22 protein-coding genes are annotated in these 20124 nt (G+C 65.1%); 16 read left to right on the plus strand and 6 right to left on the minus strand.

Annotation, left to right across the window (positions count from 1 at the left end; all coding sequences use genetic code 11):
• Nucleotides 1-140: 140 nt before the first annotated feature.
• The 6 genes from BBX35_RS00130 to BBX35_RS00155 all read right to left on the minus strand — a co-directional run bounded on the left by BBX35_RS00130 (nt 141) and on the right by BBX35_RS00155 (nt 4740).
• Nucleotides 141-1430 carry a molybdopterin molybdotransferase MoeA gene (locus BBX35_RS00130; protein ID WP_067214622.1) on the minus strand — a complete coding sequence of 430 codons (1290 nt, stop codon included), beginning with the start codon at nt 1428-1430 and terminating at the stop codon, nt 141-143.
• On the minus strand, nt 1405-1959 hold the full coding sequence (gene mobB, locus BBX35_RS00135; RefSeq protein WP_067214623.1) for a molybdopterin-guanine dinucleotide biosynthesis protein B: 555 nt from the start codon (nt 1957-1959) through the stop codon (nt 1405-1407). Before mobB ends, BBX35_RS00130 begins: the two co-directional genes overlap by 26 nt.
• The gene (mobA, locus tag BBX35_RS00140) at nt 1956-2582 is read right to left on the minus strand and encodes a molybdenum cofactor guanylyltransferase MobA (protein ID WP_067214625.1); all 627 of its coding nucleotides are present in this window, start codon (nt 2580-2582) and stop codon (nt 1956-1958) included. Before mobA ends, mobB begins: the two co-directional genes overlap by 4 nt.
• Nucleotides 2579-3499, minus strand: coding sequence for a formate dehydrogenase accessory sulfurtransferase FdhD (gene fdhD / locus BBX35_RS00145; RefSeq protein WP_067214626.1), 921 nt, complete (start codon nt 3497-3499; stop codon nt 2579-2581). Before fdhD ends, mobA begins: the two co-directional genes overlap by 4 nt.
• A gap of 128 nt (nt 3500-3627) precedes the next feature.
• Nucleotides 3628-4086, minus strand: a complete 459-nt coding sequence (locus BBX35_RS00150; protein ID WP_067214629.1) for a BLUF domain-containing protein — start codon at nt 4084-4086, stop codon at nt 3628-3630.
• Nucleotides 4087-4218: 132 nt separating this feature from the next.
• On the minus strand, nt 4219-4740 hold the full coding sequence (locus BBX35_RS00155; protein WP_141687786.1) for a BLUF domain-containing protein: 522 nt from the start codon (nt 4738-4740) through the stop codon (nt 4219-4221).
• 205 nt (nt 4741-4945) lie between these two features.
• On the opposite strand from BBX35_RS00155, the gene BBX35_RS00160 reads away from it, so the two are divergent.
• The 16 genes from BBX35_RS00160 to BBX35_RS00225 all read left to right on the plus strand — a co-directional run bounded on the left by BBX35_RS00160 (nt 4946) and on the right by BBX35_RS00225 (nt 20117).
• Nucleotides 4946-6127, plus strand: a complete 1182-nt coding sequence (locus BBX35_RS00160) for an Mrp/NBP35 family ATP-binding protein (protein WP_067214634.1) — start codon at nt 4946-4948, stop codon at nt 6125-6127.
• A gap of 452 nt (nt 6128-6579) precedes the next feature.
• A complete protein-coding gene (locus BBX35_RS00165) occupies nt 6580-7251 on the plus strand; it encodes a TorD/DmsD family molecular chaperone (protein WP_244271539.1) in 672 nt (223 codons plus the stop codon).
• Nucleotides 7252-7331: 80 nt separating this feature from the next.
• Nucleotides 7332-7523: a twin-arginine translocation signal domain-containing protein gene (locus BBX35_RS00170; RefSeq protein ID WP_067214637.1), complete on the plus strand. Its 192-nt coding sequence runs from the start codon at nt 7332-7334 to the stop codon at nt 7521-7523.
• 119 nt (nt 7524-7642) lie between these two features.
• Entirely contained in the window at nt 7643-10624 is a 2982-nt protein-coding gene (locus tag BBX35_RS00175) for a formate dehydrogenase subunit alpha (RefSeq protein WP_067214641.1), read from the plus strand.
• Between the two features lie 12 nt (nt 10625-10636).
• On the plus strand, nt 10637-11236 hold the full coding sequence (gene fdh3B / locus BBX35_RS00180; protein ID WP_067214644.1) for a formate dehydrogenase FDH3 subunit beta: 600 nt from the start codon (nt 10637-10639) through the stop codon (nt 11234-11236).
• Between the two features lie 131 nt (nt 11237-11367).
• A complete protein-coding gene (locus BBX35_RS23265; protein ID WP_171901362.1) occupies nt 11368-11538 on the plus strand; it encodes a hypothetical protein in 171 nt (56 codons plus the stop codon).
• 55 nt (nt 11539-11593) lie between these two features.
• Nucleotides 11594-12754, plus strand: coding sequence for a formate dehydrogenase subunit gamma (locus BBX35_RS00185; RefSeq protein ID WP_244271540.1), 1161 nt, complete (start codon nt 11594-11596; stop codon nt 12752-12754).
• A 13-nt stretch (nt 12755-12767) separates the two neighbouring features.
• Complete coding sequence (locus BBX35_RS00190; RefSeq protein WP_208979727.1) at nt 12768-14156, plus strand: c-type cytochrome; 1389 nt, start codon at nt 12768-12770, stop codon at nt 14154-14156.
• A complete protein-coding gene (locus BBX35_RS23535; protein WP_171900659.1) occupies nt 14153-14317 on the plus strand; it encodes a hypothetical protein in 165 nt (54 codons plus the stop codon). Before BBX35_RS00190 ends, BBX35_RS23535 begins: the two co-directional genes overlap by 4 nt.
• Nucleotides 14314-15234: a S1C family serine protease gene (locus tag BBX35_RS00195; RefSeq protein WP_067214652.1), complete on the plus strand. Its 921-nt coding sequence runs from the start codon at nt 14314-14316 to the stop codon at nt 15232-15234. Before BBX35_RS23535 ends, BBX35_RS00195 begins: the two co-directional genes overlap by 4 nt.
• 91 nt (nt 15235-15325) lie before the next feature.
• Nucleotides 15326-15517 carry a DUF6494 family protein gene (locus BBX35_RS00200; RefSeq protein ID WP_067214654.1) on the plus strand — a complete coding sequence of 64 codons (192 nt, stop codon included), beginning with the start codon at nt 15326-15328 and terminating at the stop codon, nt 15515-15517.
• Nucleotides 15518-15575: 58 nt separating this feature from the next.
• Complete coding sequence (locus BBX35_RS00205) at nt 15576-16391, plus strand: biotin/lipoate--protein ligase family protein (RefSeq protein ID WP_083205942.1); 816 nt, start codon at nt 15576-15578, stop codon at nt 16389-16391.
• Nucleotides 16388-16876 carry a DUF6505 family protein gene (locus tag BBX35_RS00210; RefSeq protein ID WP_067214657.1) on the plus strand — a complete coding sequence of 163 codons (489 nt, stop codon included), beginning with the start codon at nt 16388-16390 and terminating at the stop codon, nt 16874-16876. The genes BBX35_RS00205 and BBX35_RS00210 overlap by 4 nt, the downstream gene beginning before the upstream one ends.
• Complete coding sequence (locus BBX35_RS00215; protein WP_067214659.1) at nt 16876-17889, plus strand: DUF6352 family protein; 1014 nt, start codon at nt 16876-16878, stop codon at nt 17887-17889. Before BBX35_RS00210 ends, BBX35_RS00215 begins: the two co-directional genes overlap by 1 nt.
• 44 nt (nt 17890-17933) lie before the next feature.
• Nucleotides 17934-18836, plus strand: coding sequence for a DMT family transporter (locus BBX35_RS00220; RefSeq protein WP_067214662.1), 903 nt, complete (start codon nt 17934-17936; stop codon nt 18834-18836).
• A gap of 57 nt (nt 18837-18893) precedes the next feature.
• Nucleotides 18894-20117: a multidrug effflux MFS transporter gene (locus tag BBX35_RS00225; protein WP_067214663.1), complete on the plus strand. Its 1224-nt coding sequence runs from the start codon at nt 18894-18896 to the stop codon at nt 20115-20117.
• The last annotated feature ends 7 nt before the right edge of the window (nt 20118-20124 follow it).

Genomic DNA, 20124 nt, shown 5'->3' on the forward strand with positions numbered 1-20124 from the left:
GATTTCATACTCCCACCAAAATTATCCGGAGTTCAACCGCTTTACGCTGGATTGTCCCCATCGCTCATGCAGAAGGGGGAACGTGGTTCCGCTATTGTTTCCGGTGTCGTAGGGGAATGTGACAGGGAATTGCCGCTGATCTAACGTGCGGCGAGGCCGTAATCGCCGAAGCTGATGAAGTCGACGGGCTGGCCTTCCGCGATTGAGGTTGCCTCCTCGGGGATCTCGATGAGGCCGTCGGCTTCGCGCAGCGAGGTAATGAGGCCGGAGCCGTCGCGGGCGAATTTGCGCACGACGGTGCGCCCGTTGGCGTCGCGGTCCAGGATGCCGCGATAGAATTCGCGGCGATCCGGCTTCTTCTTCGGCACGGAGAAGGCGGCGGGTATCTGGTAGCGCACCGGCTCGAAGAAAGCACCGCCGCCGAGCGCCGACAGGACCGGCAGCACATAGAGAAGGCCGCAGACCATGGCGGCGACCGGATTGCCCGGCAAGCCCAGCGTGACGCAGTCGCCGATGCGGCCGAAATTCATCGGGCGGCCCGGCTTGATCGCCAGTTGCCACATGTGCCGGCTGCCGAGTTCGTCGATGGCGGAGACAAAATGATCTTCCTCACCGCGCGAGGCGCCGCCCGTCGTGACGATAACGTCATGGGTGAGGGCGGCGGCCGACAGGGCGGTCTGCACCGCCTCGGCCCGGTCGGGCAGGATGCCGAGGTCGCTGACCTCGACGCCGCTTGCGGCAACGAGGCCGGAGAGCAGGAAGTGGTTGCTGTCATAGACGCCACCCGCGGGCAGCGGCACTCCCGGCCGGCGCAGCTCGTCGCCGCTTGAGACCAGCGCCACGCGCAGCTTTCGGAACACCTCGACACGGTCCGTGCCAGTGGAGGCGATTGCCGCGATGTCCTGCGGCCGTAGCCGGGTGCCGGCTGCCACCAGCATCTCGCCGGCCTTCAGGTCCTCGCCGGCCCTGCGCCGGTTGGCGCCGGGTTTCAGGCCGGGCGGAATATGCACGAAAGTCCGCCCGTCGCGCTCGGTGACCTCGCAGTCCTCCTGCATGGCGACCGTGTCGGCTCCTTCCGGCATCAGGGCGCCGGTGAAGATCCGTGCCGCGCTGCCGGCGGCGAGCGGTGCCTCCAGCGGATGACCGGCGGCGATGCGTGCGGAGACCGGCAGCAGCCCGTCGCCGGCCGACAGGTAGCGCTCATGCAGGAAGGCATAGCCATCCACGGCGGAATTGTCGGCAAGCGGCACGTTCTGCGACGCCGCGACGGAGCGCGCAAGAATGCGTGCATGCGCTTCTCCGAGCGCGACGCTCTCCTGTCCCGCCACCGGAACGATCCGCTCGCGCAGGATCGCCAGTGCCTCGGCATGGCGCAGGCGGTCGCGGTCGTGCAGGAAACAGTCGTCAAGCAGTCGTCTGGTCGGAGCCATGTCGGTTTCCGGAAAGTCCGCAGGTGGACAGGATGAAGTCGGCGATGCCGTCGATATCGTCGAGATGGTAGACCGGCAGGGCCGTATCCGCCACGGTGCCGTCCGAGGCGATCGCCGCCACATGCGGATCGCCCGGGGACAACGGCTCGCCGCGCGCGGCAGCAGTCCGGCGCAGCTCGAGTTTGGGCAGGGGCTCGCGCTTGTAGCCTTCGACGAGCACCAGGTCGCAGGGCGACAGGCGGGCGAGGATCTCGGCGAGCGACGGTTCGGCCTCCTCGCGCAGCTCGTGCATCAACGCCCACCGCCGGCCCGATACCAGCGCCGTCTCGACGGTGCCGGCCGTGCGGTGGCGATGGCTGTCCGTGCCCTCCTGGTCGATATCGAAGGCGTGATGCGCGTGTTTGACCGTGGCAACGCGAAAGCCGCGCGCCGTGATCGCCGCAACGAGGCGCTCGGTCATCGTGGTCTTGCCGCTGTTCTTCCACCCGGCGATGCCGAACGCCGGCGCGGGGCGCCCGCTGTCGCTCATGCTTCGGCCTTCAGCAGCTCTTCGGCTGCGGCAAGGTCTTCCGGCGTGTTGACGTTGAAGAACGGATCGGGCGCACCTGGGGGCGGAGTGAAGTCGGCGCTGGCATTGGGGTGCATGTCGACGAAGGCGAGCACCTTGCGGGTCGTACCCTCGCGCAGGAAGGTCTCGAGCGAGTCCGCCGCCGAGACTGGCCAGTAGCCGAAGACGGGATGCATGTACCCACCAGCCCGGGCGAGGACGATCCGGTGGGGATCCTCGCCGCGTGCGGCCATCAGGCGAACAGCAAGGTCGGTCGGGTAGAACGGCGTGTCGCCGGCGACCGAGATGATCCCTTCCGCTTGCGGCGCATGAATCTGCGCCCAGCGGAGACCGGCCAGCACGCCGGCCAGCGGCCCGGCAAAGCCCTCGACCGGATCGGGCGCAACCGGCAGTCCGAAATCGGCGAAGCGTCCGGCCTCACCGTTGGCATTCAGCACGAGAGGGCCGACCTGCGGGCGAAGCCGCGCGATGACCCGGGCGAGCATGGTTTCGCCGCCCAGGGTCAGCAGCGGCTTGTCGCCGCCGCCCATGCGGCGGGCAAGGCCGCCGGCCAGAATGCATCCTGCGAGAGCGGGCGTGGTCATGCAGCGTCGTCCTCGCTGCGCGAGCCCTTGCGGGCATGGCGCGGGTCCTCGCGGTCGCCCGCCTCGGGAACGGCGTCGTATTCCACCCGTTCGGCACCGGACAGCACGACGAAGCGCTGGCCGCGCGCGCGGCCGACCAGCGTCAGTCCGACGCGCCGGGCAAGCTCGACGCCCCAGGCGGTGAAGCCGGAGCGCGAGACGAGGATGGGGATGCCCATCATCGCGGTCTTGATGACCATCTCGGAGGTCAGCCGGCCGGTGGTGTAGAAGATCTTGTCCTGCGGCGGGACGTTGTTAAGCCACATCCAGCCGGCGATCTTGTCGACGGCGTTGTGCCGCCCGACGTCTTCCATATACGCGACAGCCCGGTCTTCCTGGCACAGCACGCAGCCGTGGATCGCGCCGGCCTCCAGATAGAGAGAGGGCTGGGTGTTGATCTTGCGGGTGAGGGCGTGGAGCCAGGAGGTGCGCAGGCGGGCCTGAGGATCGAGCGATATCTCGTCAAAGCGCTCCATCACGTCGCCGAAGACGGTGCCTTGCGCACAGCCCGAGGTGCGCACCTTCTTCTTCATCTTCTCCTCGTAGTCGGTCTCGCGCTCGGTGCGCACGACCACGACTTCGAGGTCATCGTCATAGTCGATGCCGGTGATGCGGTCGTCCGGCCGCAGCATGTTCTGGTTCAGCAGATAGCCGACCGCGAGCAGGTCAGGCCGGTCGCCGATCGTCATCATGGTGACGATCTCCTGCGAGTTCAGATAGAGCGTCAGCGCCCGTTCGGTGACGACGCGGATCTCCACCTCTCGGCCCGTCTGGTCGATGCCGGTGACGGGCGTTGAAAGGCGTTCGTCCTGCGGGTCGGGCCGAACGAGAAAATCCGGAAGGGCTTCCGGAACGGCGTCCTGTCGAGGGGTCTGCAAGCTGTCCTCCCTGCCGTGCCGGCCGGCGCGCGTCCTGACCGCAGGGCGCTCGGTGCACGGTGTCTGTTACGGCACAAACTAGGGAAGGAGGGGCAAGGCTGGCAAGGGCGGGAGCGCGCGGCCCGGTCTCAGGCCGAGATGGCACGGGGCTGTGTGTCGAGGCGCGCCTGACGCGCGGCGCTGAAGATCACCGCAGAGGCAAGGTCGTCATAGCTCGCAAGATCCGGCGCCTGGCAGATCGGGATGTAGAGGTTCGACAGCACTCCGTCGTGCGAATCGAGCGCGTCGGCGAAGAACATGGGCATGCCGGGCAGAAGGCGCGCCGTATCGTCGCGCCGGTCGATGACCTGGCATCCGATATGCCGTGTGTCGTCGACGATGCGCGCGAAAGTGCTTTCGACCGCGCCGCACTCGCCTTCGAGCACCTGGAAGAAGGTGTTGCCGGCGAGCAGGAGCGCACCCGTGAGGCCGTCGCGGATGTTGTTGCGGCGCGCGACCGCGAGCAACCGATCGACCTCCTCGTCGAGCGACAAGGTCATATCGCTGAAGTTGATCCTGCTCCGGTAGCTCAGCCGGGTGATGCTCATGGACTGCCTCGATGCGTCTGTCATGGCACGCAGTCTAGTGACAACCCCTTCGTGTTCCGTAAGTGGAAAACCGAAGTCTTGCCTGTGGCCATTAACCTGCTGGCAAGCAAGCAGGATCGCCGATCTGCGGGCTCAGACGAGGAGCGCTGCCCGGGTATAGCGGCAATCCTCGATCCGGCGCGCAAGGCATTGAACCGCATCGCGAACCGCGGTCAGTTCCGTCGATGCGGAGGCGGTCAAGACTTCGGCAACCTTGACTGGAATTTCCATGCGGTCGTCCCGGTTGTTGGCGAGGCACAGCCAGCAATGCGGGAAGAGGCGTGCGTCGAGCGTGCCTTCGCTGAGAACCTCGACCTGGGAAAGCCGAAGATCGCCTTCCGCGCAGGCGCGGCTGTCGGCAAGACCCGACGCTTCACCTTCCAGCCAGAGAAGAACATGATCTCCCTGTCGCAGGAGAATACCCGTGACGCCGTTGAGCCGGTTGAGGCGGCGCGTACGGTCGAGGAGCTGGTCGACTTCTGCGCAAGGCAGGCCGTCAAGGGAGCTGCCGTCGATACGGGCCCTGTAGCAGATCGCACTCAGTACCATTTTTCCGATCCTTGCTCGCGGTGTCCCCAGCCGCTCCAGCAGTTTGCCGCGCAAGGTCTCGACCAATGGTTAAGGAGAGGTCGATCGGGTCACTAAAATTGACCCCTGCCGCAGGTTTCTGGCGTATTTGCCGTCCTATCGCGTCTGGTGCCATGGCCGTTGCCGAGGACTGCGACGGGAAAGCAATTGACGTTTTCGGGCGCGGCCTTACGTTCCGCGCATGTGATCGGGCACGGGAACCGTGATGTTCTGGAAGAAAAAGAGGGATGCAATGCCGACGCGCGAAGAGGTCCTGGCCGAACTGTCAAAGGTCAAGGGACCGGATCTCCAGGGGGATATCGTATCGCTCGGCCTTGTCTCGGACGTTTTCATCTCCGACGGCAGGGTGATCTTTTCCATCACCGTTCCGGCGGAACGGGCGCAGGAGCTGGAGCCGATGCGGCAGGCGGCCGAGAAGGTCGTCGGCAAGCTGCCTGGCGTCGAGAAGGTGCTGGCGGCCCTGACTTCCGAGCGGCAGGGCGGGGCAGGAGCCAAGGCCCCTCCGCCGGTCAGGCCGGCGCCTGCGGCAGTCGACATGGGTTCCGTCCCGCCGCCGATGCAGCGCCGCGCAGTGCCGGCCGCACCTGAGCAGTCGGCGAAGCCGGGTGTGCCGGGCGTCAAGGCGATCATCGCGGTTGCCTCCGGCAAGGGCGGCGTCGGCAAGTCCACCACGACCTGCAACCTGGCGCTGGCGCTGCAGGCGAACGGGCTGAAGGTCGGCGTGCTCGATGCGGATATCTACGGCCCGTCGATCCCGCGGCTGTTCCGAGTTTCGGGGCGGCCGGAGCCGGTTTCTGGCCGTATCCTCAAGCCGCTGGAAGGCTACGGCATCAAGGTCATGTCGATGGGCTTCCTCGTGGAGGAGGAAACCCCGATGATCTGGCGCGGGCCGATGGTGATTTCGGCGATCACCCAGATGCTGCGCGAGGTCGCGTGGGGCGAGCTGGACGTGCTGGTGGTCGACATGCCTCCCGGCACGGGCGACGCGCAGCTGACCATGGCTCAGAACGTGCCACTTGCCGGCGCCGTGATCGTCTCGACGCCGCAGGACCTGGCTCTGATCGATGCCCGAAAGGGGCTCAACATGTTCCGCCGCGTGGATGTGCCGCTGCTCGGCATCGTGGAGAACATGAGCTACTTCCTGTGTCCGGACTGCGGCGGTCGCCACGACATCTTCGGCCACGGCGGAGCACGCGCGGAAGCCGAGAAGCTCGGCGTGCCGTTCCTCGGCGAGGTGCCGCTGGACATGGCGATCCGCGTGAATTCCGACGCCGGTACGCCGGTGACTGTCACCGATCCGGACGGCGCCCACGCTGCGATCTATCGCGACATCGCCACGAAGGTCTGGGCGGAGGTGCAGCGCAACCGCGAGGACGGCCAACGCGCTGCACCACGCATCGTCATCGAAAGCTGAGTTCGGGGCCAAGGCCCGGGAACGCAAGTCGACAGTGTTGAGAAGAGGGCTTCGCGGCAGATGCTGCGAAGCCCTTTGCGTCTCTGGCGAATCGCAGTCTGCCGGGATCGGCGTCTGATCTTGGGAAGAACGCTGGCGGCAGGCCGTTCGACTGCCTGGCGCCACCATCCTGAAAATATGACTATTACGGTTATCTTTTATTTCGAGGAAAAACGCCTCTGCGGTCCGATATTTTTGTCGCAGGGTGAAGCGTGAATTCCGGAAATTTTGTGCAATGCACAATGCGACGTCCGGTTGCTGATATGCATTCTGTGTCGTTTGATGTTTTTCTATACCAAAAAATCTCTGTAAGTGCATGAAATGCATGAATAACCCGCACGCAACGCAAAACCGAAAGCGTTTGCGCGCACCCGTTCAAAATGACAATCTGCGAAGTGAGGGAGATTGATTGAATGATCAACAAGCCGGATTCCGGTGCCGCAACTGCGGAAACCGGGACGTCGGATACGCAGTCTGCTGGAAAAGTGATGGTCGCCCCCGAGGATCGGGAGCGGGCCATCCTCTACGGCATTCTGGCAAGCGGCCTGGAGCAGGCGGCGGATCGTGGCTGGCTGGCCGCGGTGGCTGCGTTGCCGCGTCTTGACGGCGATATCGGCGTTCCGCTGGCCGAGCTCTCCCGCATCGCGGCGACGGCTGATCCCGAGACGTTGCGGCGCGAATATCACGACCTGTTCATCGGCGTCGGCCGGGGTGAGTTCGTACCTTACGCCTCCTACTACCTGACAGGGTTTCTCAACGAGAAGCCGCTGGCGCTGCTGCGGCAGGACATGCGCAGGCTCGGGATCGAGCGCGATCCGGACATTCACGAGCCGGAGGATCACATCGCAGCGATTTGCGCGATGATGGCCGGACTGATCGACGGCAGCTTCGGCGAGGGTGACGAGGAAGAGGCTTCCGCCTTCTTCCGGGCTCACCTTGCCGTTTGGGCGCCGTATTTCTTCAAGGATCTGGCCGCGTCCACGACGGGCGAGCTCTATCCGGCGCTCGGGCGTCTGGGGCAGGCGTTCATTGCGGTCGAAGTCGAGGCGGACAGGCTTTTTGCGGAGCGCCGCAAGGCGAGTTGAGTATCTGGCCCGGCGACGGCCGGGCAGGGCGGGCGGCGAAACTGCTGCTCAGGGCAATGGTGATGAAGCGAGAGGGTGTCATGAGACGCAAGGACACAGCGATTGAGGCAGATCGTCGGAGCTTCCTGAAGCTGGCAGGGCTCGGTGCCGTTGCCAGCGGCGCGACGCTCGTGACCGGCGAGGCCGAGGCGGTCGAGGCCGACAAGGCGACCGGCAGCGGCTACCGCGAGACCGAGCATGTGAAGACCTTCTACGACACGGCCCGGTTCTGATCCTTTACGGACACCGGACGGTCTGAAGTCGAAATCAGCGCCCCGCGCCACAGGCGGGAAGGGGCATGCGCAGAACGAGCCGCAGCGAAGCGGACCTGCGCAATCGAGGGAGAAACGTGATGCTGAGGAAGAAGACGAGCGGGACTGCGCGTCGTTCCAGCCTGGCTTCCGCGATCGAGGCGATCGGCGCCAGCGCGATGGATCGTCGTTCGTTCCTGCGCAGGTCGGGTCTTGCTGCGGGCGGACTCGCTGCGGCCGGGGCACTTACCGGTGGCATGGTGCGCAAGGCCGAGGCGGCCGGGCCGACCAATGCCAAGGTGGACATCAAGAAGACCGTCTGCACGCACTGCTCGGTGGGCTGCACCGTACTGGCGGAAGTGCAGGACGGTGTGTGGACCGGTCAGGAGCCTGGCTTCGACAGCCCGTTCAACCTCGGCTCGCACTGCGCCAAGGGCGCTTCGGTGCGTGAGCACGCCCATGGCGAGCGCCGCCTGAAGTACCCGACCAAGCTGGTCGGCGGAAAGTGGGAGCGCATTTCCTGGGATCAGGCGATCAACGAGATCGGCGACCAGATGATGAAGATCCGGGACGAGAGCGGTCCGGACAGCGTCTACTGGCTCGGCTCGGCCAAGCACAGCAACGAGCAGGCCTATCTGGTGCGTAAGTTCGCGGCCTTCTGGGGCACGAACAACGTCGACCACCAGGCGCGTATCTGTCACTCCACCACGGTCGCAGGTGTCGCGAACACCTGGGGCTACGGCGCGATGACGAACTCGTACAACGACATCCACAATTCCAAGGCGATCTTCATCATCGGCGGCAACCCCGCCGAGGCGCATCCGGTCTCCCTGCTTCACGTGCTGAAGGCGAAGGAAGAGAACGCGGCGCCGCTGATCGTCTGCGATCCGCGCTTCACCCGCACCGCGGCTCACGCTTCGGAGTATGTCCGCTTCCGTCCGGGTTCCGACGTTGCGCTGGTCTGGGGCATCCTCTGGCACATCTTCGAGAACGGCTGGGAAGACAAGGAGTTCCTGCGCCAGCGCGTCTGGGGCATGGACCAGATCAAGACCGAAGTGGCCAAGTGGACGCCGGAAGAGACCGAGCGCGTTACCGGCGTTCCGGGATCGCAGCTCAAGCGTGTCGCCCGCACCCTGGCGAACAACCGTCCGGGCACGGTCATCTGGTGCATGGGCGGTACCCAGCACACGAACGGCAACAACAACACCCGTGCCTACTGCGCGCTTCAGCTCGCACTCGGCAACATGGGCAAGGCCGGCGGCGGCACCAACATCTTCCGCGGCCATGACAATGTGCAGGGTGCGACGGACCTTGGCGTTCTTGCCGATACGCTGCCGGGTTACTACGGCCTGGCGGAAGGCTCCTGGCGCCACTGGGCGCGCGTGTGGGGCGTGTCCTACGACAGTCTTGCCGAGCGCTTTGCGACGATGAAGGGCGCCGACGGCAAGGACAAGCCGATGATTTTCGAGAGCGGCATCACGGTGTCGCGCTGGATCGACGGCGTCCTGGAAGACAAGGCGAACCTCGTCCAGCCGGACAACACCCGCGCCATGGTCTTCTGGGGCCATGCTCCGAACTCGCAGACCCGTCTGCCGGACATGAAGCGGGCGATGGAGAAGCTCGACCTGCTGGTCATCATCGATCCGTTCCCGACCATGTCGGCGGTGATGCATGACCGCAAGGACGGCGTCTACCTGCTGCCCGCCACCACCCAGTTCGAGACCTACGGCTCGGTGACGGCCTCCAACCGTTCGCTGCAGTGGCGCGAGAAGGTCATCGACCCGCTGTTCGAGTCCAAGACCGACCACGCCATCGCGTATCTCTTCGCGAAGAAGTTCGGCTTCGCCGAGGACATGTTCAAGAACATCGAGGTGAACGGCGAGGAGCCGCTTATCGAGGACGTCACTCGCGAATTCAACCGCGGCATGTGGACTGTCGGCTACACCGGCCAGTCGCCGGAGCGGCTGAAGCTGCACATGCAGAACCAGCATACGTTCGACCGCACGACCCTGCGCGCCAATGGCGGCCCGGCGGATGGCGACTTCTACGGCATGCCCTGGCCGTGCTGGGGAACCGCTGAGATGAATCATCCCGGCTCGGCGGTGCTTTACGACACGTCGCTGCCGGTCGCCGAGGGCGGCATGGGCTTCCGCGCCCGTTTCGGCGTCGAGAAGGATGGCGACAATCTGCTGGCCGAAGGCTCCTGGCCGGTCGGCTCGGAGATCCAGGACGGCTATCCCGAGTTCACCATGGCCATGCTGATCAAGCTGGGCTGGGACAAGGATCTGACGCCTTACGAGCGGCGGATGATCGAATGGGTGGCCGGCATGGTCGATGCCATGCCGTCGGCGGAAGAGGTCGGAGAGACCTCGCATACCGGCGAGATCCCGTCCGACTACAACGACAAGGTCGGCGGCGTGAACTGGAAGACGGACCTGTCCGGCGGCATCCAGCGCGTTGCGATCAAGCATGGCTGCGCACCCTACGGCAACGCCAAGGCCCGCGCCGTTGTGTGGACCTTCCCGGATCCGGTGCCGCTGCACCGCGAGCCGCTCTACACCAGCCGTCGCGACCTGCTCGACAAGTATGCGACCTATGAGGACAAGACCTTCTGGCGCGTCCCCACCCGCTACAAGTCGATTCAGGAGAACGACTATTCCAAGGACTTCCCGATCATCCTGACTTCGGGTCGTCTGGTGGAATACGAGGGCGGCGGCGACGAGACCCGCTCCAACCCGTGGCTCGCCGAGCTGCAGCAGGACATGTTCATCGAGGTCAACCCGCGCGATGCCAACGACCTTGGCGTGCGTGACAGGGAAATGGTCTGGGTGCACGGTCCGGAAGGCGGCAAGGTCAAGGTGATGGCCATGGTGACCGAACGTGTCGGCGTGGGCGTGGCCTTCATGCCCTTCCACTTCGGCGGTCACTTCCAGGGCGAGGACCAGAGGCACAAGTATCCGACCGGTTCGGATCCTTATGTGCTCGGCGAAGCGACCAACACGGCCCAGACCTACGGCTATGACAGCGTCACCCAGATGCAAGAAACCAAGGCCACGCTGTGCCGCATCGAGCGCGTGGCGTAAGGGGGAAAAACCATGGCACGGATGAAATTCCTCTGCGACGCCGAGCGCTGCATCGAGTGCAACGCCTGCGTCACCGCCTGCAAGAACGAGCACGAGGTGCCGTGGGGCATCAATCGTCGCCGCGTGGTGACCATTCAGGACGGCAAGCCGGGCGAGCGCTCGATCTCCGTCGCCTGCATGCACTGCTCCGACGCGCCCTGCATGGCGGTCTGCCCGGTCGATTGCTTCTACCAGACCGACGAAGGCGTGGTCCTTCACTCCAAGGACCTGTGCATCGGCTGCGGCTACTGTTTCTATGCGTGCCCCTTCGGCGCGCCGCAGTATCCGCAGGCCGGCAACTTCGGCTCGCGCGGCAAGATGGACAAGTGCACCTTCTGCGCCGGCGGTCCCGAGGCTGACAATTCCTCGGCCGAATACGCCAAGTACGGCCGCAATCGTCTGGCCGAGGGCAAGCTCCCGCTCTGCGCGGAGATGTGCTCGACCAAGGCTCTGCTGGCCGGCGACGGCGATGTGGTCTCGTCGATCTATCGCGAGCGCGTCGTGGCCCGCGGCTTCGGCTCCGGAGCCTGGGGTTGGGGCACGGCTTACGAGCAGAAAGCCGGCAGCTTCTGATCGGTCGTTCCGACCGTTGAAAAACGACAGGGGCGGCCTGCGGCCGCCTCTGTTGCGTCGGCGGGGCAGGGCGCCCGCCGCAATCCGATCGAGGAGTGAGTGACGTGAAATCGGGATCAGCCACCTGGGGCATGTTGGCCGTCGCCGGAGCGCTGCTGGCGCTTGTTCCGGGGTGCCGGGACGATGAGCAAAATCGTCCGCTTCATCTCGAAAAGGGCGTCTACCAGGGCGCGGACGATGCTCCGCTGACCGAGGAAGAGCGCCGCGCGTTGCAGGAACGCGGAAACCGGCAGCGCTTTTGAGGCGCGGCGGCAACCTCAAGATCAAACCTGCGGACGGAACAGGGGAGGGACTAGGATGAACGACACGGGAACCGCGCGCCCCGCATTCATGTCGAATGGTGTTGTCTGGCGGCTTCGCATCGCACTCGTTGCAATTGTCGCTGCGTTGTTCCTCGCAATCGCGGTTCAGGAACCGGCGCTGGCACAGCAGCCGGTCGACAACGAGCCGGCTGCGACCTCGCCTGTCCAGGGACAGGTGCCGGGCAATACGCTCGGCACGGACTCCGATACCGAGATGTGGCGCGCAGTGCGTCAGGGCGTTGCCGGCCAGGTCTCGATCCCGGACAAGAACGCGGCAACCCTCGTCCAGTCGGAAGGCGAGCTGTGGCGCTCCATCCGCAACGGCCCGCTGGCGCTTTATGCAAGCTGGGCCATGCTGGCGATGGTCGTGATGCTGAGCCTGTTTTTCGCGATCCGCGGGCGGATCCGCATCGAGCATGGCCGCTCCGACAAGACGATCACCCGCTTTGCCGCCTTCGAGCGCTTCGGCCACTGGTTGCTGGCCTCGTCCTTCATCATCCTGGCGCTGACCGGCCTCAACGTCATGTACGGCCGCTATGTTCTGCTGCCGGTGATCGGCCCTGAAGCGTTCGGCTCGCTGACGATCTTCGGCAAGTATCTGCACAATTATCTCGCCTTCGCCTTCATGGCTGGTCTCGTCATCATCTTCGTGATGTGGGTGAGCCATAACCTGCCGCACAAGACCGACATCAAGTGGGTCCTGCAGGGCGGGGGCATCTTCTCGCGCAAGCTCCATCCGCCGGCAAAGAAGTTCAACGCCGGCCAGAAGGTAATTTTCTGGCTGACGATCCTCGGCGGCCTTTCGATCTCGCTGTCGGGCTGGACGCTGCTCTTTCCGTACACCACTCATTTCTTCAGTGGCACGTTCGAGCTGGTGAACACCGTGTTCGGAACTGCCCTTCCGACGCCGCTGTCGCCGCTGCAGGAGCAGCAACTCGCATCCCTGTGGCATGCGATCATGAGCGTGTTCCTGATCTGCGTGATCATCGCCCACATCTATATCGGCACCATCGGTATGGAAGGCGCCTTCGACGCCATGGGCTCGGGTGAGGTCGATCTCAACTGGGCGAAGGAGCACCATTCGATCTGGGTCGACGAGGTGATGGCCCGCGAGGCGGAACACAAGGGCTCGGCAAAGATCCAGCCTGCAGAATAGCCGAGAGGACGACGTGTCGGCGGTGTTGAGAGCCTTCGTCGTTTCGCTGGTTCTGATGTTGGCAGGCGGCCATGCGGCCGCCGCCGATGACGCCTCCGCGCAGGTCTGGCCGGAGCGGTTACAGGGCCATGGCGGCCCGGTGCGCTCCGTCGCGCTGGACGGGGAAGACGCGCGGGCGCTGACCACGTCCTTCGACTATTCCGTCATCCTGTGGACGTTCGAGCCCGGTGCGGGGCACGTCGTTCACCGGATGATCGGGCACGAAGCCGCAGCCAACGACGCGTCTTTTGTCGGCGACCGACGTGCCGTATCCGTCGGAGACGACGGCGCGATCATCTTGTGGAACCTCACCGATGGGGCGATGCTCGACCGGGTCGATACCGGCGACGACAAGACGCTGGCGGTTTCCGTCAGTGCCGATGGACGCTTCGCGGTAACGGCCTCCTGGGATCGCACCGCCAGGGTCTATGCGCTGGAAGGAGACAGGCTCTCTCCGCGTGCGGTGCTGGAAGGGCATCGCGGCAACGTCAACTCCGTCGCCTTCTCGCAAGACGCAACTCGGGTCTTCACCGCCTCCTATGACGGCACCATCCGCGTGTTCGACCGCGAGACGGGCGAGATGCTGCGCGAGGTCTACTCGCACGGCTGGGGCGTCAACGTGATGCGACTGCTGCCCGATGAGAGGCGTCTGGCCTTCGGCGCCACCGATGGCGCGGTCGCCGTGATCGACATCGCGCAAGGGACGGTTTTCAAGCAACTCGCCGGCCATGAGCGACCCGTCCTGTCGCTTGCGTTGTCGCGCGACGGCAGCCGGCTCGCCAGCGGCGGAGGCGACGGGCGCATTCGTGTCTACGATACGGGCGAGTGGGGGTTGCTCGAAGAGTTCGAAAATCCCTACGGCCCGGTCTGGGGTCTGGCGTTGCCGAAAGGCGGTGCTGTTGCGCTCTATACGGGTCTCGACGATCACGTGAACATCTGGCAGGTGGCGCCGCGCAAGCCGTTCGAGCCGGTCGACAGCCACTTCCCCCGGCGCTTCCAGGTGTCGGCGGATGACGATCTCGGCCAGAGGCAGTTCGCGCGCAAATGCTCGGTCTGTCACACGCTGACGCCCGACGGTGGCAACCGGGCCGGACCGACGCTTTACGGCGTATTCGGGCGGCGGGTCGGCACCCTGCCGGGCTATCCCTATTCCGAGGCGCTGAAGCGTCTCGACTTCGTCTGGAACGAACAGACGATCTCCGACCTTTTCGACCATGGCCCCGACGTAGTGACGCCGGGCTCCAAGATGCCGATCCAGCGTCTGCGGAGCGACGAAGAGCGTGATGCGCTGGTGGCCTATCTGAAACGTGCGACCGCACCTGCCGACGGCCGTGCGGAGAGCCAGGGAGAACAGAAGCAATGAAGGCGTTCCTGAGCGCGATTGTGGCGCTCGCGGTGATCGGGACCGGGGCTTGGGCCTACCTGACCCGCGAACTCGATTACTCGTCCGCGTCGGTCTATTCGTCTCACAATCCGGGTGCGGTCCGGTTGTCGCCCGATTCCGGCAAGCGTCCGGGCGAATGATCCGGCAGGCCGCGGCTGTCCTGGCGTTGGCTCTCGTTGCCGCGCCCGCCGCGGTTGCGGAAACCGCAGGCAGTGCCGCTGCGTTGCGCTCCGTCGTGGCGCTGTTGCCGGATTGGCCCGCCGATCAGCAGCGGACGGAAGAGCCTGAAGGGTCGGCCGTCGTGGTGGGCGAGGGTGGTTTGATGCTGACCGCCGATCATGTGATCGGCGCCGCGAAAACCGCCCGCATTCGTCTTGGAGACGGCAGCGTGCATACGGCCGAAATCGCCTATCGCGATCAGGAGACGGATCTTGCCGTCCTGCGCGCGAATATCGATCTGCCGGTGCTCGAGATGGCGCCGGAGCCGGAGCCGGCAACCTCCGTCTGCGCGTTCGGCAATGCCTTCGGTCTCGGCGTCTCGGTGACCTGCGGCGTTGTTTCGGCGACCGGCCGTGGCGGCATCGGGTTCAACGCTGTCGAGGATTTCCTGCAAACCGACACCGCCGTCAATCCGGGTGCCTCCGGCGGGGCGCTGGTGGACGCGCAGGGGCGCCTCGTCGGCATCCTGTCGGCGATCTACACCAAGTCCGGTGATGGGGACATCGGCGTCAACTTCGCCGTGTCTTCGGCCTTGGCCCGGCGGGTTCTGCAAGCGGCGGCAGACGGGCGCTCACCGCGCCGGTCACTCGGAGCGAGCCTGCGACCGACGCGCCCTGGTCCGCTTGCTGCGGGGCTGGAGGTGCTGTCGGTGCGTGAGCAAAGCCCTGCCGCACAGGCGGGGATGCGTGGGGGCGACGTCATCCTGGCGGTCGATGACTGGCCGGTTGCCAGCGTCGCGCTGTTGCGTGGCCGGCTGGAGCGGGCGGATGCTGGCGGCGTTCTGACGTTGCGCCGCGGTGAATCAGTTTCTGAAGTCCAGCTCGATCTTGCCGACTGATCAGGGACTTGCCGGCGTTTCCGGATTCTCTTTCTGAAAATTTTCCTGCGGCAGAGGCCTGCCGCCGCTTCGATGTCGAAAGGACTGGTTCATGAACGACGAAACCTTCAACATGTCCCTCAGGAAGTTCCTCAAGCAGGTCGGCGTGACCTCGCAACAGGCTCTCGAGACTCATGTTCGTACCGCAGGGCTGAGCGATGGCACGCTCACGGCGAAGGTTGTTCTGACCCTGGAGGGGCAGGAGTTCGAGCACGTGGTCACCGGCAAGATCGATTTGGGGTGAACTTGGGCTGGTGACGCTCGGCGCCGCCGGATTCGGTTTTTGAGGGAATGCTGTCACCTTGCTGGAAAACAACATGAACGAACTCCGTGAACCGGTTTTCCCGCCGCTGCTTAAGGGATACAGGCTGGATGGCGGCGCCCGCCCGTTCGAGGCGGCCGTAACCGGCGCCGACGCAGGGCACTACTCGGCCGGAGATCTGTTGTGGTCGTCTGATCCCGCGCATGTTCGTATCGCGTTGGTGCTGGAACCGGACGTGGCGCCTGCGCGCGGGGTCGAGATGTTGTTTCTCGCCATGGTCGCCACGACCGATGCCATCGGTGCGCTGATCCCGCCGGAAATCGCCCTGACCTACGAATGGCCGGCCGTGCTGCGGGCGAATGGCGCAAGGGTGGGCCGCGCCCGGTTCGCGCAGGCGGACGAAACCGGCGAAGACGGTTCGCCGCTGTGGCTGGTGGTCGGCATCGAGCTGCGTCTCGCACCCCTCGACGGGACGATGGAGCCCGGCGAAATGCCTCATCTCACCAGCCTTGCAGACGAGGGCGGGGCGGAACTCGAGCACACGCTCGCGATCGAGTCTCTCTCGCGGCATATGCTGACCTGGATTCACTCCTGGGATGTCGACGGCTTCGCGCCGGTGCTCGACAACTGGCTGTTCCGCGCCGATGGCTATAAGCAGGAGATCGTGGTACCCGGGCCGCAAGGGGAACAGCGGGGGCTGTTTCTGGGGCTGGACGAGGCTGGCGGCCTTTTGCTGAAGCCTGCGGAAGGTGGCCCCTCTGTCGCACTGCCGCTCGGAGAACATCTGGCGCATCTCGACCGGCGCGACAGCGAGGACCCGACCCTGGCGTTGCACAACACGGGAACTGACCAATGACACGACTGCTGAAGGCGATCCGGCTCGACGTATCGGACACCAAGGTGTTTCCGCTGGCGGCGGAGGCCGGAGACTGGGTCATCCCCGGCACGTTCGCGTTCCGCGCCTATACCGACGAGGGACTGACCGGCAAGCTGCGGCAGGCGTTCGTCTCCGGTTTCCTGTCGCTGGAGAATTTCGGCTGGTCGACGCTTGCGACCCCGGCCGAAATCTCTGACGAGGACCGGGAGAGGCTGCTGACGAAGCTTTGTGAGCATTTCGTGGAGGAGCATGGCGCCCCGTCCATCGAGGCCGCGCGTCCCGTCGCGGAGGCGGAGCTCAACGATACGGCCGAGATCGCGTCCGAGCTCGACCTCAACGCGCTGCTGGCGATCAGCCGGGAGATCGATGAGGACGACGGCACAATTCGCGAGAGCTTCCATCTTGTGACGCCTCCGGGCGATGCGCCTCACACCCGCATCTGGGACGTGACCGAGGACGAGTGATGCCGCAGTTCTGGAAATCGTCGGGCGCGCATCTGCTGAACCGCGATGCGAACGGTTACCTCGAGGTGACCCCGGACTTCCTGCGTGCCTATTTCACGCGGCCCGAGATCCATCCCGTGGAGGAGTCCTGCGAGGCCGAGCACCGGCTGTTCGAAAGGCTGATGACCGACCCGTTCGTTGCCGTGGATGAACAGGAACTCGCTGCCATCGCCGATCCGGATGCGGCCGACAATTACCGCATCGTCCTGCGCTTCCGCGACCATCTGGTCGCCCATGGCAGCATCGAGGGCGGCTATGCAGCTCTGTTCAAGGGTAATGGCATCGACATTCCGCCGATGTTCATCGACCAGCTCGTGCATCTGATTGCCCACAATGTGCTTCGCAAGGTGGCAGACCCGATGCGGGTTCGTGCCGGCGAGCTCCTGTTCCGCGAACAAGCCGTGACCACCGCGGACGGGCAACTGATGCTGGCCGACGCGGAGATGGTGGAAACCTATTCGCGGACAGGCGGGCTTGGCGGTCTCGGTGCACTGCTGGCCGAAGCGGGAACGCCCATGCCATCGGTTTCGCTCGATGTGCTGACCGAAGAGAATGCGTCGATCTACTGGGACCGGTCGGACCGGTTCGATACGGCCATCGACTTCCGCTTTACCGAACCGGCGCTGGATGCTTTCGCCCGGGTGCTGGAAAGCTGGATCGGCCATTTCCACGGCGTGTCTGTGCGCATTCAGCCGCAGCAGTCGATCCGCGACGAGCGCTGGTCCTGGCACGTCGGGCTCGATGCGGAGGCGACCCGCATTCTCAATGCGCTCTATGAGGGCAAGCAGGTGGGAGAGACGGAGCTCGGCCGTATCGTTGCCCTGTTCCGCATGGACTTCGACAACCGCAGCGATGCCGTCGAGAGCATGCGCGGCAAGCCGGTCTGGATGGGACTGGCGATGGGCGCCGACAATATCGTGCGCATGAAACCCCAGAACCTGTTGACAAACCTGCCCGTTCGGCATCGAAACTGAACGTCCCGCCCGCGGCCCCTGTCCGCAAGCAATCGGACATCGCCATGTTCACCTCGGAAAACGGCCGCGCCATCCTGTTCATGATGTTGGCCATGGCCGGCTTCATCGTGAACGACAGCTTCGTGAAGCTGGTTTCCGAGCGACTGCCGCTTGGCGAGATCATGTTCGTGCGTGGCGTGATGGCGTTGGTGCTGGTGCTCGGGCTCGGCGTGTTCAACGGCGAGGTGAGGCGCTTCCATCTCTTGATGAACCGGCTGGTCGGTCAGCGCGTCTTTGCCGAGGTGACGGCGACGGTTCTCTACCTGACTGCGCTCTTCAACATGGAGATCGCCAACGCGACGGCGATCCTGCAGGCGCTGCCGCTGCTGGTCACCGCGGGCGCTGCCGTGTTCCTGGGTGCTCCGGTCGGCTGGCGCCGCTGGACGGCCGTTGCTGTCGGCTTCTGCGGTGTCCTGTTGATCGTGCGTCCCGGCATGGAGGGTTTCAATGCGTGGGCGCTGATGGCGCTTGCCGGTGTCCTCTTCATGGCGCTGCGCGATCTCACGACCAACGTCCTGCCGAAGAACGTGCCGACGCTCGGTGTGACATTTGCCACCCTCGTCGGCGTGACCGTGACCGGTCTTGCGCTGTCTCTCGGCGAAGTTTGGACGATGCCGTCGCTCCTCGACCTGTCGTTCCTGGCGGCAGCCGCCTGTTTCATCCTGATCGGCTTTGTCTGCATCATCAACGCGATGCGCATCGGCGACATCTCTCTGGTCGCCCCCTTCCGCTATTCGATCATCGTCTGGGCGATCATCATCGGCTATTTCGTGTGGGGGGATATTCCCGACCTGCCGACGCTCGCCGGAATCGCCATCGTCGTTGCCACTGGTCTCTACAGCCTGATGCGAGAGCGCAAGAGGCTGGCGGAGGCCGGACCTGCCGCTACGGCCGACTTGCCGGGCTAAGCGAAGCCGTTTGCCAAGACTTGCCAACGTGCCACCGCACGCCATAAAGCAGATTGCATGACAAATTCCCTCCCTTCGGCAGTGCCGGAGCGGCGCCCCACCATCGCGCTCCTTGTTGCCGTCTCCGCCGTCAATCCTCTGGCGCTGAATATCTACCTGCCGTCGATGCCGACGCTGGTGGACATCTTCGATACGACCGCGGGCATGGTGCAGCTGACGCTGTCGCTCTACCTCGCCGCCGTGGCGATCGCGCAGATCGGCATCGGCCCGCTGTCCGACCGGCACGGGCGGCGTCCGGTGCTGATGTGGGGCCTCGGCATCTTCATCATCGGCAGCGTGGTCTGCGTGCTCGCCGACACGATCGAGACGATGCTGATCGGCCGCGTGCTGCAGGCCGCCGGTGGCTGCGCGGGCATCGTGCTCGGGCGCGCCATCGTGCGCGACCTGTTCGACCGCAGCCAGGCGGCCAGCATGATCGGTTACGTCACGATGGGCCTTGCCGTTGCGCCGATGATCGGGCCGGCCATCGGCGGCGCGCTCGACGAGAATTTCGGCTGGCGCACCAGTTCCTACCTGATGGTCGTTCTCGGCATCATCGTCTTCGTCTGGGCCTGGTTCGAGCTGCACGAGACCAATCACAACCGGGCGCCAGGCGGCGGCGGGCTGCGGGGGCTGGTGCGAAGCTACGGCGTGCTCGCCCGCTCGCCGCTGTTCCTCAGCTATGCGCTGACCTCTGCCTTCACCTCCGCCGTGTTTTTCTCCTTCCTCGGCGGTGCACCCTTCATCGCGGCGAAGCTGATGAACATGACGCCCTCCACCTATGGGCTCTATTTCATGCTGGTCGCGGCCGGCTACATCGTCGGCAACTGGACGTCCGGGCGCTTTTCCGCGCGGATCGGCATCGGCCGCATGATCAACGGGGGCAACATCATCCTCACGCTTGCGGTGATCGCCATCGCGGCCGCCTTCGGGATGGGCCACCTGCATCCTCTGTCGCTGTTCGGGCCGATGTTCATCGTCGGCGTCGGCAACGGCATGTCGCTGCCCAACGCCATCGCCGGCGCCGTCAGCGTCCGCCCGGATCTTGCCGGTGCGGCCTCGGGCTTCACGGGCAGCATGCAGATCGGCGCAGGTGCGATCACCTCTGCACTGGTCGGCTGGCTGTTGACGGGCGTCCTGTGGCCCGGCACGATCTGGCCGCTCGTGCTGGTGATGGCCGTCAGCTGCTGCGTGGCCGTTGCGGCCGGTGTTGCAGCGAGGTTGCTTGAAGCCGCGGAATAGGCAAGGC

Source organism: Stappia indica, from assembly GCF_001696535.1.
GTDB lineage: Bacteria > Pseudomonadota > Alphaproteobacteria > Rhizobiales > Stappiaceae > Stappia > Stappia indica.

Excerpts from the sequence above, each read along its gene's own strand:
- BBX35_RS00200 (WP_067214654.1), top strand. The coding sequence starts at position 15,326 with ATGAACGACGAAACCTTCAACATGTCCCTCAGGAAGTTCCTCAAGCAG.
- mobB (WP_067214623.1), bottom strand. The coding sequence starts at position 1,959 with ATGAGCGACAGCGGGCGCCCCGCGCCGGCGTTCGGCATCGCCGGGTGG.
- BBX35_RS00225 (WP_067214663.1), top strand. The coding sequence starts at position 18,894 with ATGACAAATTCCCTCCCTTCGGCAGTGCCGGAGCGGCGCCCCACCATC.
- BBX35_RS00170 (WP_067214637.1), top strand. The coding sequence starts at position 7,332 with ATGAGACGCAAGGACACAGCGATTGAGGCAGATCGTCGGAGCTTCCTG.
- BBX35_RS00130 (WP_067214622.1), bottom strand. The coding sequence starts at position 1,430 with ATGGCTCCGACCAGACGACTGCTTGACGACTGTTTCCTGCACGACCGC.
- mobA (WP_067214625.1), bottom strand. The coding sequence starts at position 2,582 with ATGACCACGCCCGCTCTCGCAGGATGCATTCTGGCCGGCGGCCTTGCC.
- fdh3B (WP_067214644.1), top strand. The coding sequence starts at position 10,637 with ATGGCACGGATGAAATTCCTCTGCGACGCCGAGCGCTGCATCGAGTGC.
- BBX35_RS00175 (WP_067214641.1), top strand. The coding sequence starts at position 7,643 with ATGCTGAGGAAGAAGACGAGCGGGACTGCGCGTCGTTCCAGCCTGGCT.
- BBX35_RS23535 (WP_171900659.1), top strand. The coding sequence starts at position 14,153 with ATGAAGGCGTTCCTGAGCGCGATTGTGGCGCTCGCGGTGATCGGGACC.
- BBX35_RS00150 (WP_067214629.1), bottom strand. The coding sequence starts at position 4,086 with ATGAGCATCACCCGGCTGAGCTACCGGAGCAGGATCAACTTCAGCGAT.
- BBX35_RS00195 (WP_067214652.1), top strand. The coding sequence starts at position 14,314 with ATGATCCGGCAGGCCGCGGCTGTCCTGGCGTTGGCTCTCGTTGCCGCG.
- BBX35_RS00210 (WP_067214657.1), top strand. The coding sequence starts at position 16,388 with ATGACACGACTGCTGAAGGCGATCCGGCTCGACGTATCGGACACCAAG.
- BBX35_RS00165 (WP_244271539.1), top strand. The coding sequence starts at position 6,580 with ATGATCAACAAGCCGGATTCCGGTGCCGCAACTGCGGAAACCGGGACG.
- BBX35_RS00160 (WP_067214634.1), top strand. The coding sequence starts at position 4,946 with ATGCCGACGCGCGAAGAGGTCCTGGCCGAACTGTCAAAGGTCAAGGGA.
- BBX35_RS00215 (WP_067214659.1), top strand. The coding sequence starts at position 16,876 with ATGCCGCAGTTCTGGAAATCGTCGGGCGCGCATCTGCTGAACCGCGAT.
- BBX35_RS00185 (WP_244271540.1), top strand. The coding sequence starts at position 11,594 with ATGAACGACACGGGAACCGCGCGCCCCGCATTCATGTCGAATGGTGTT.
- BBX35_RS23265 (WP_171901362.1), top strand. The coding sequence starts at position 11,368 with ATGTTGGCCGTCGCCGGAGCGCTGCTGGCGCTTGTTCCGGGGTGCCGG.
- BBX35_RS00220 (WP_067214662.1), top strand. The coding sequence starts at position 17,934 with ATGTTCACCTCGGAAAACGGCCGCGCCATCCTGTTCATGATGTTGGCC.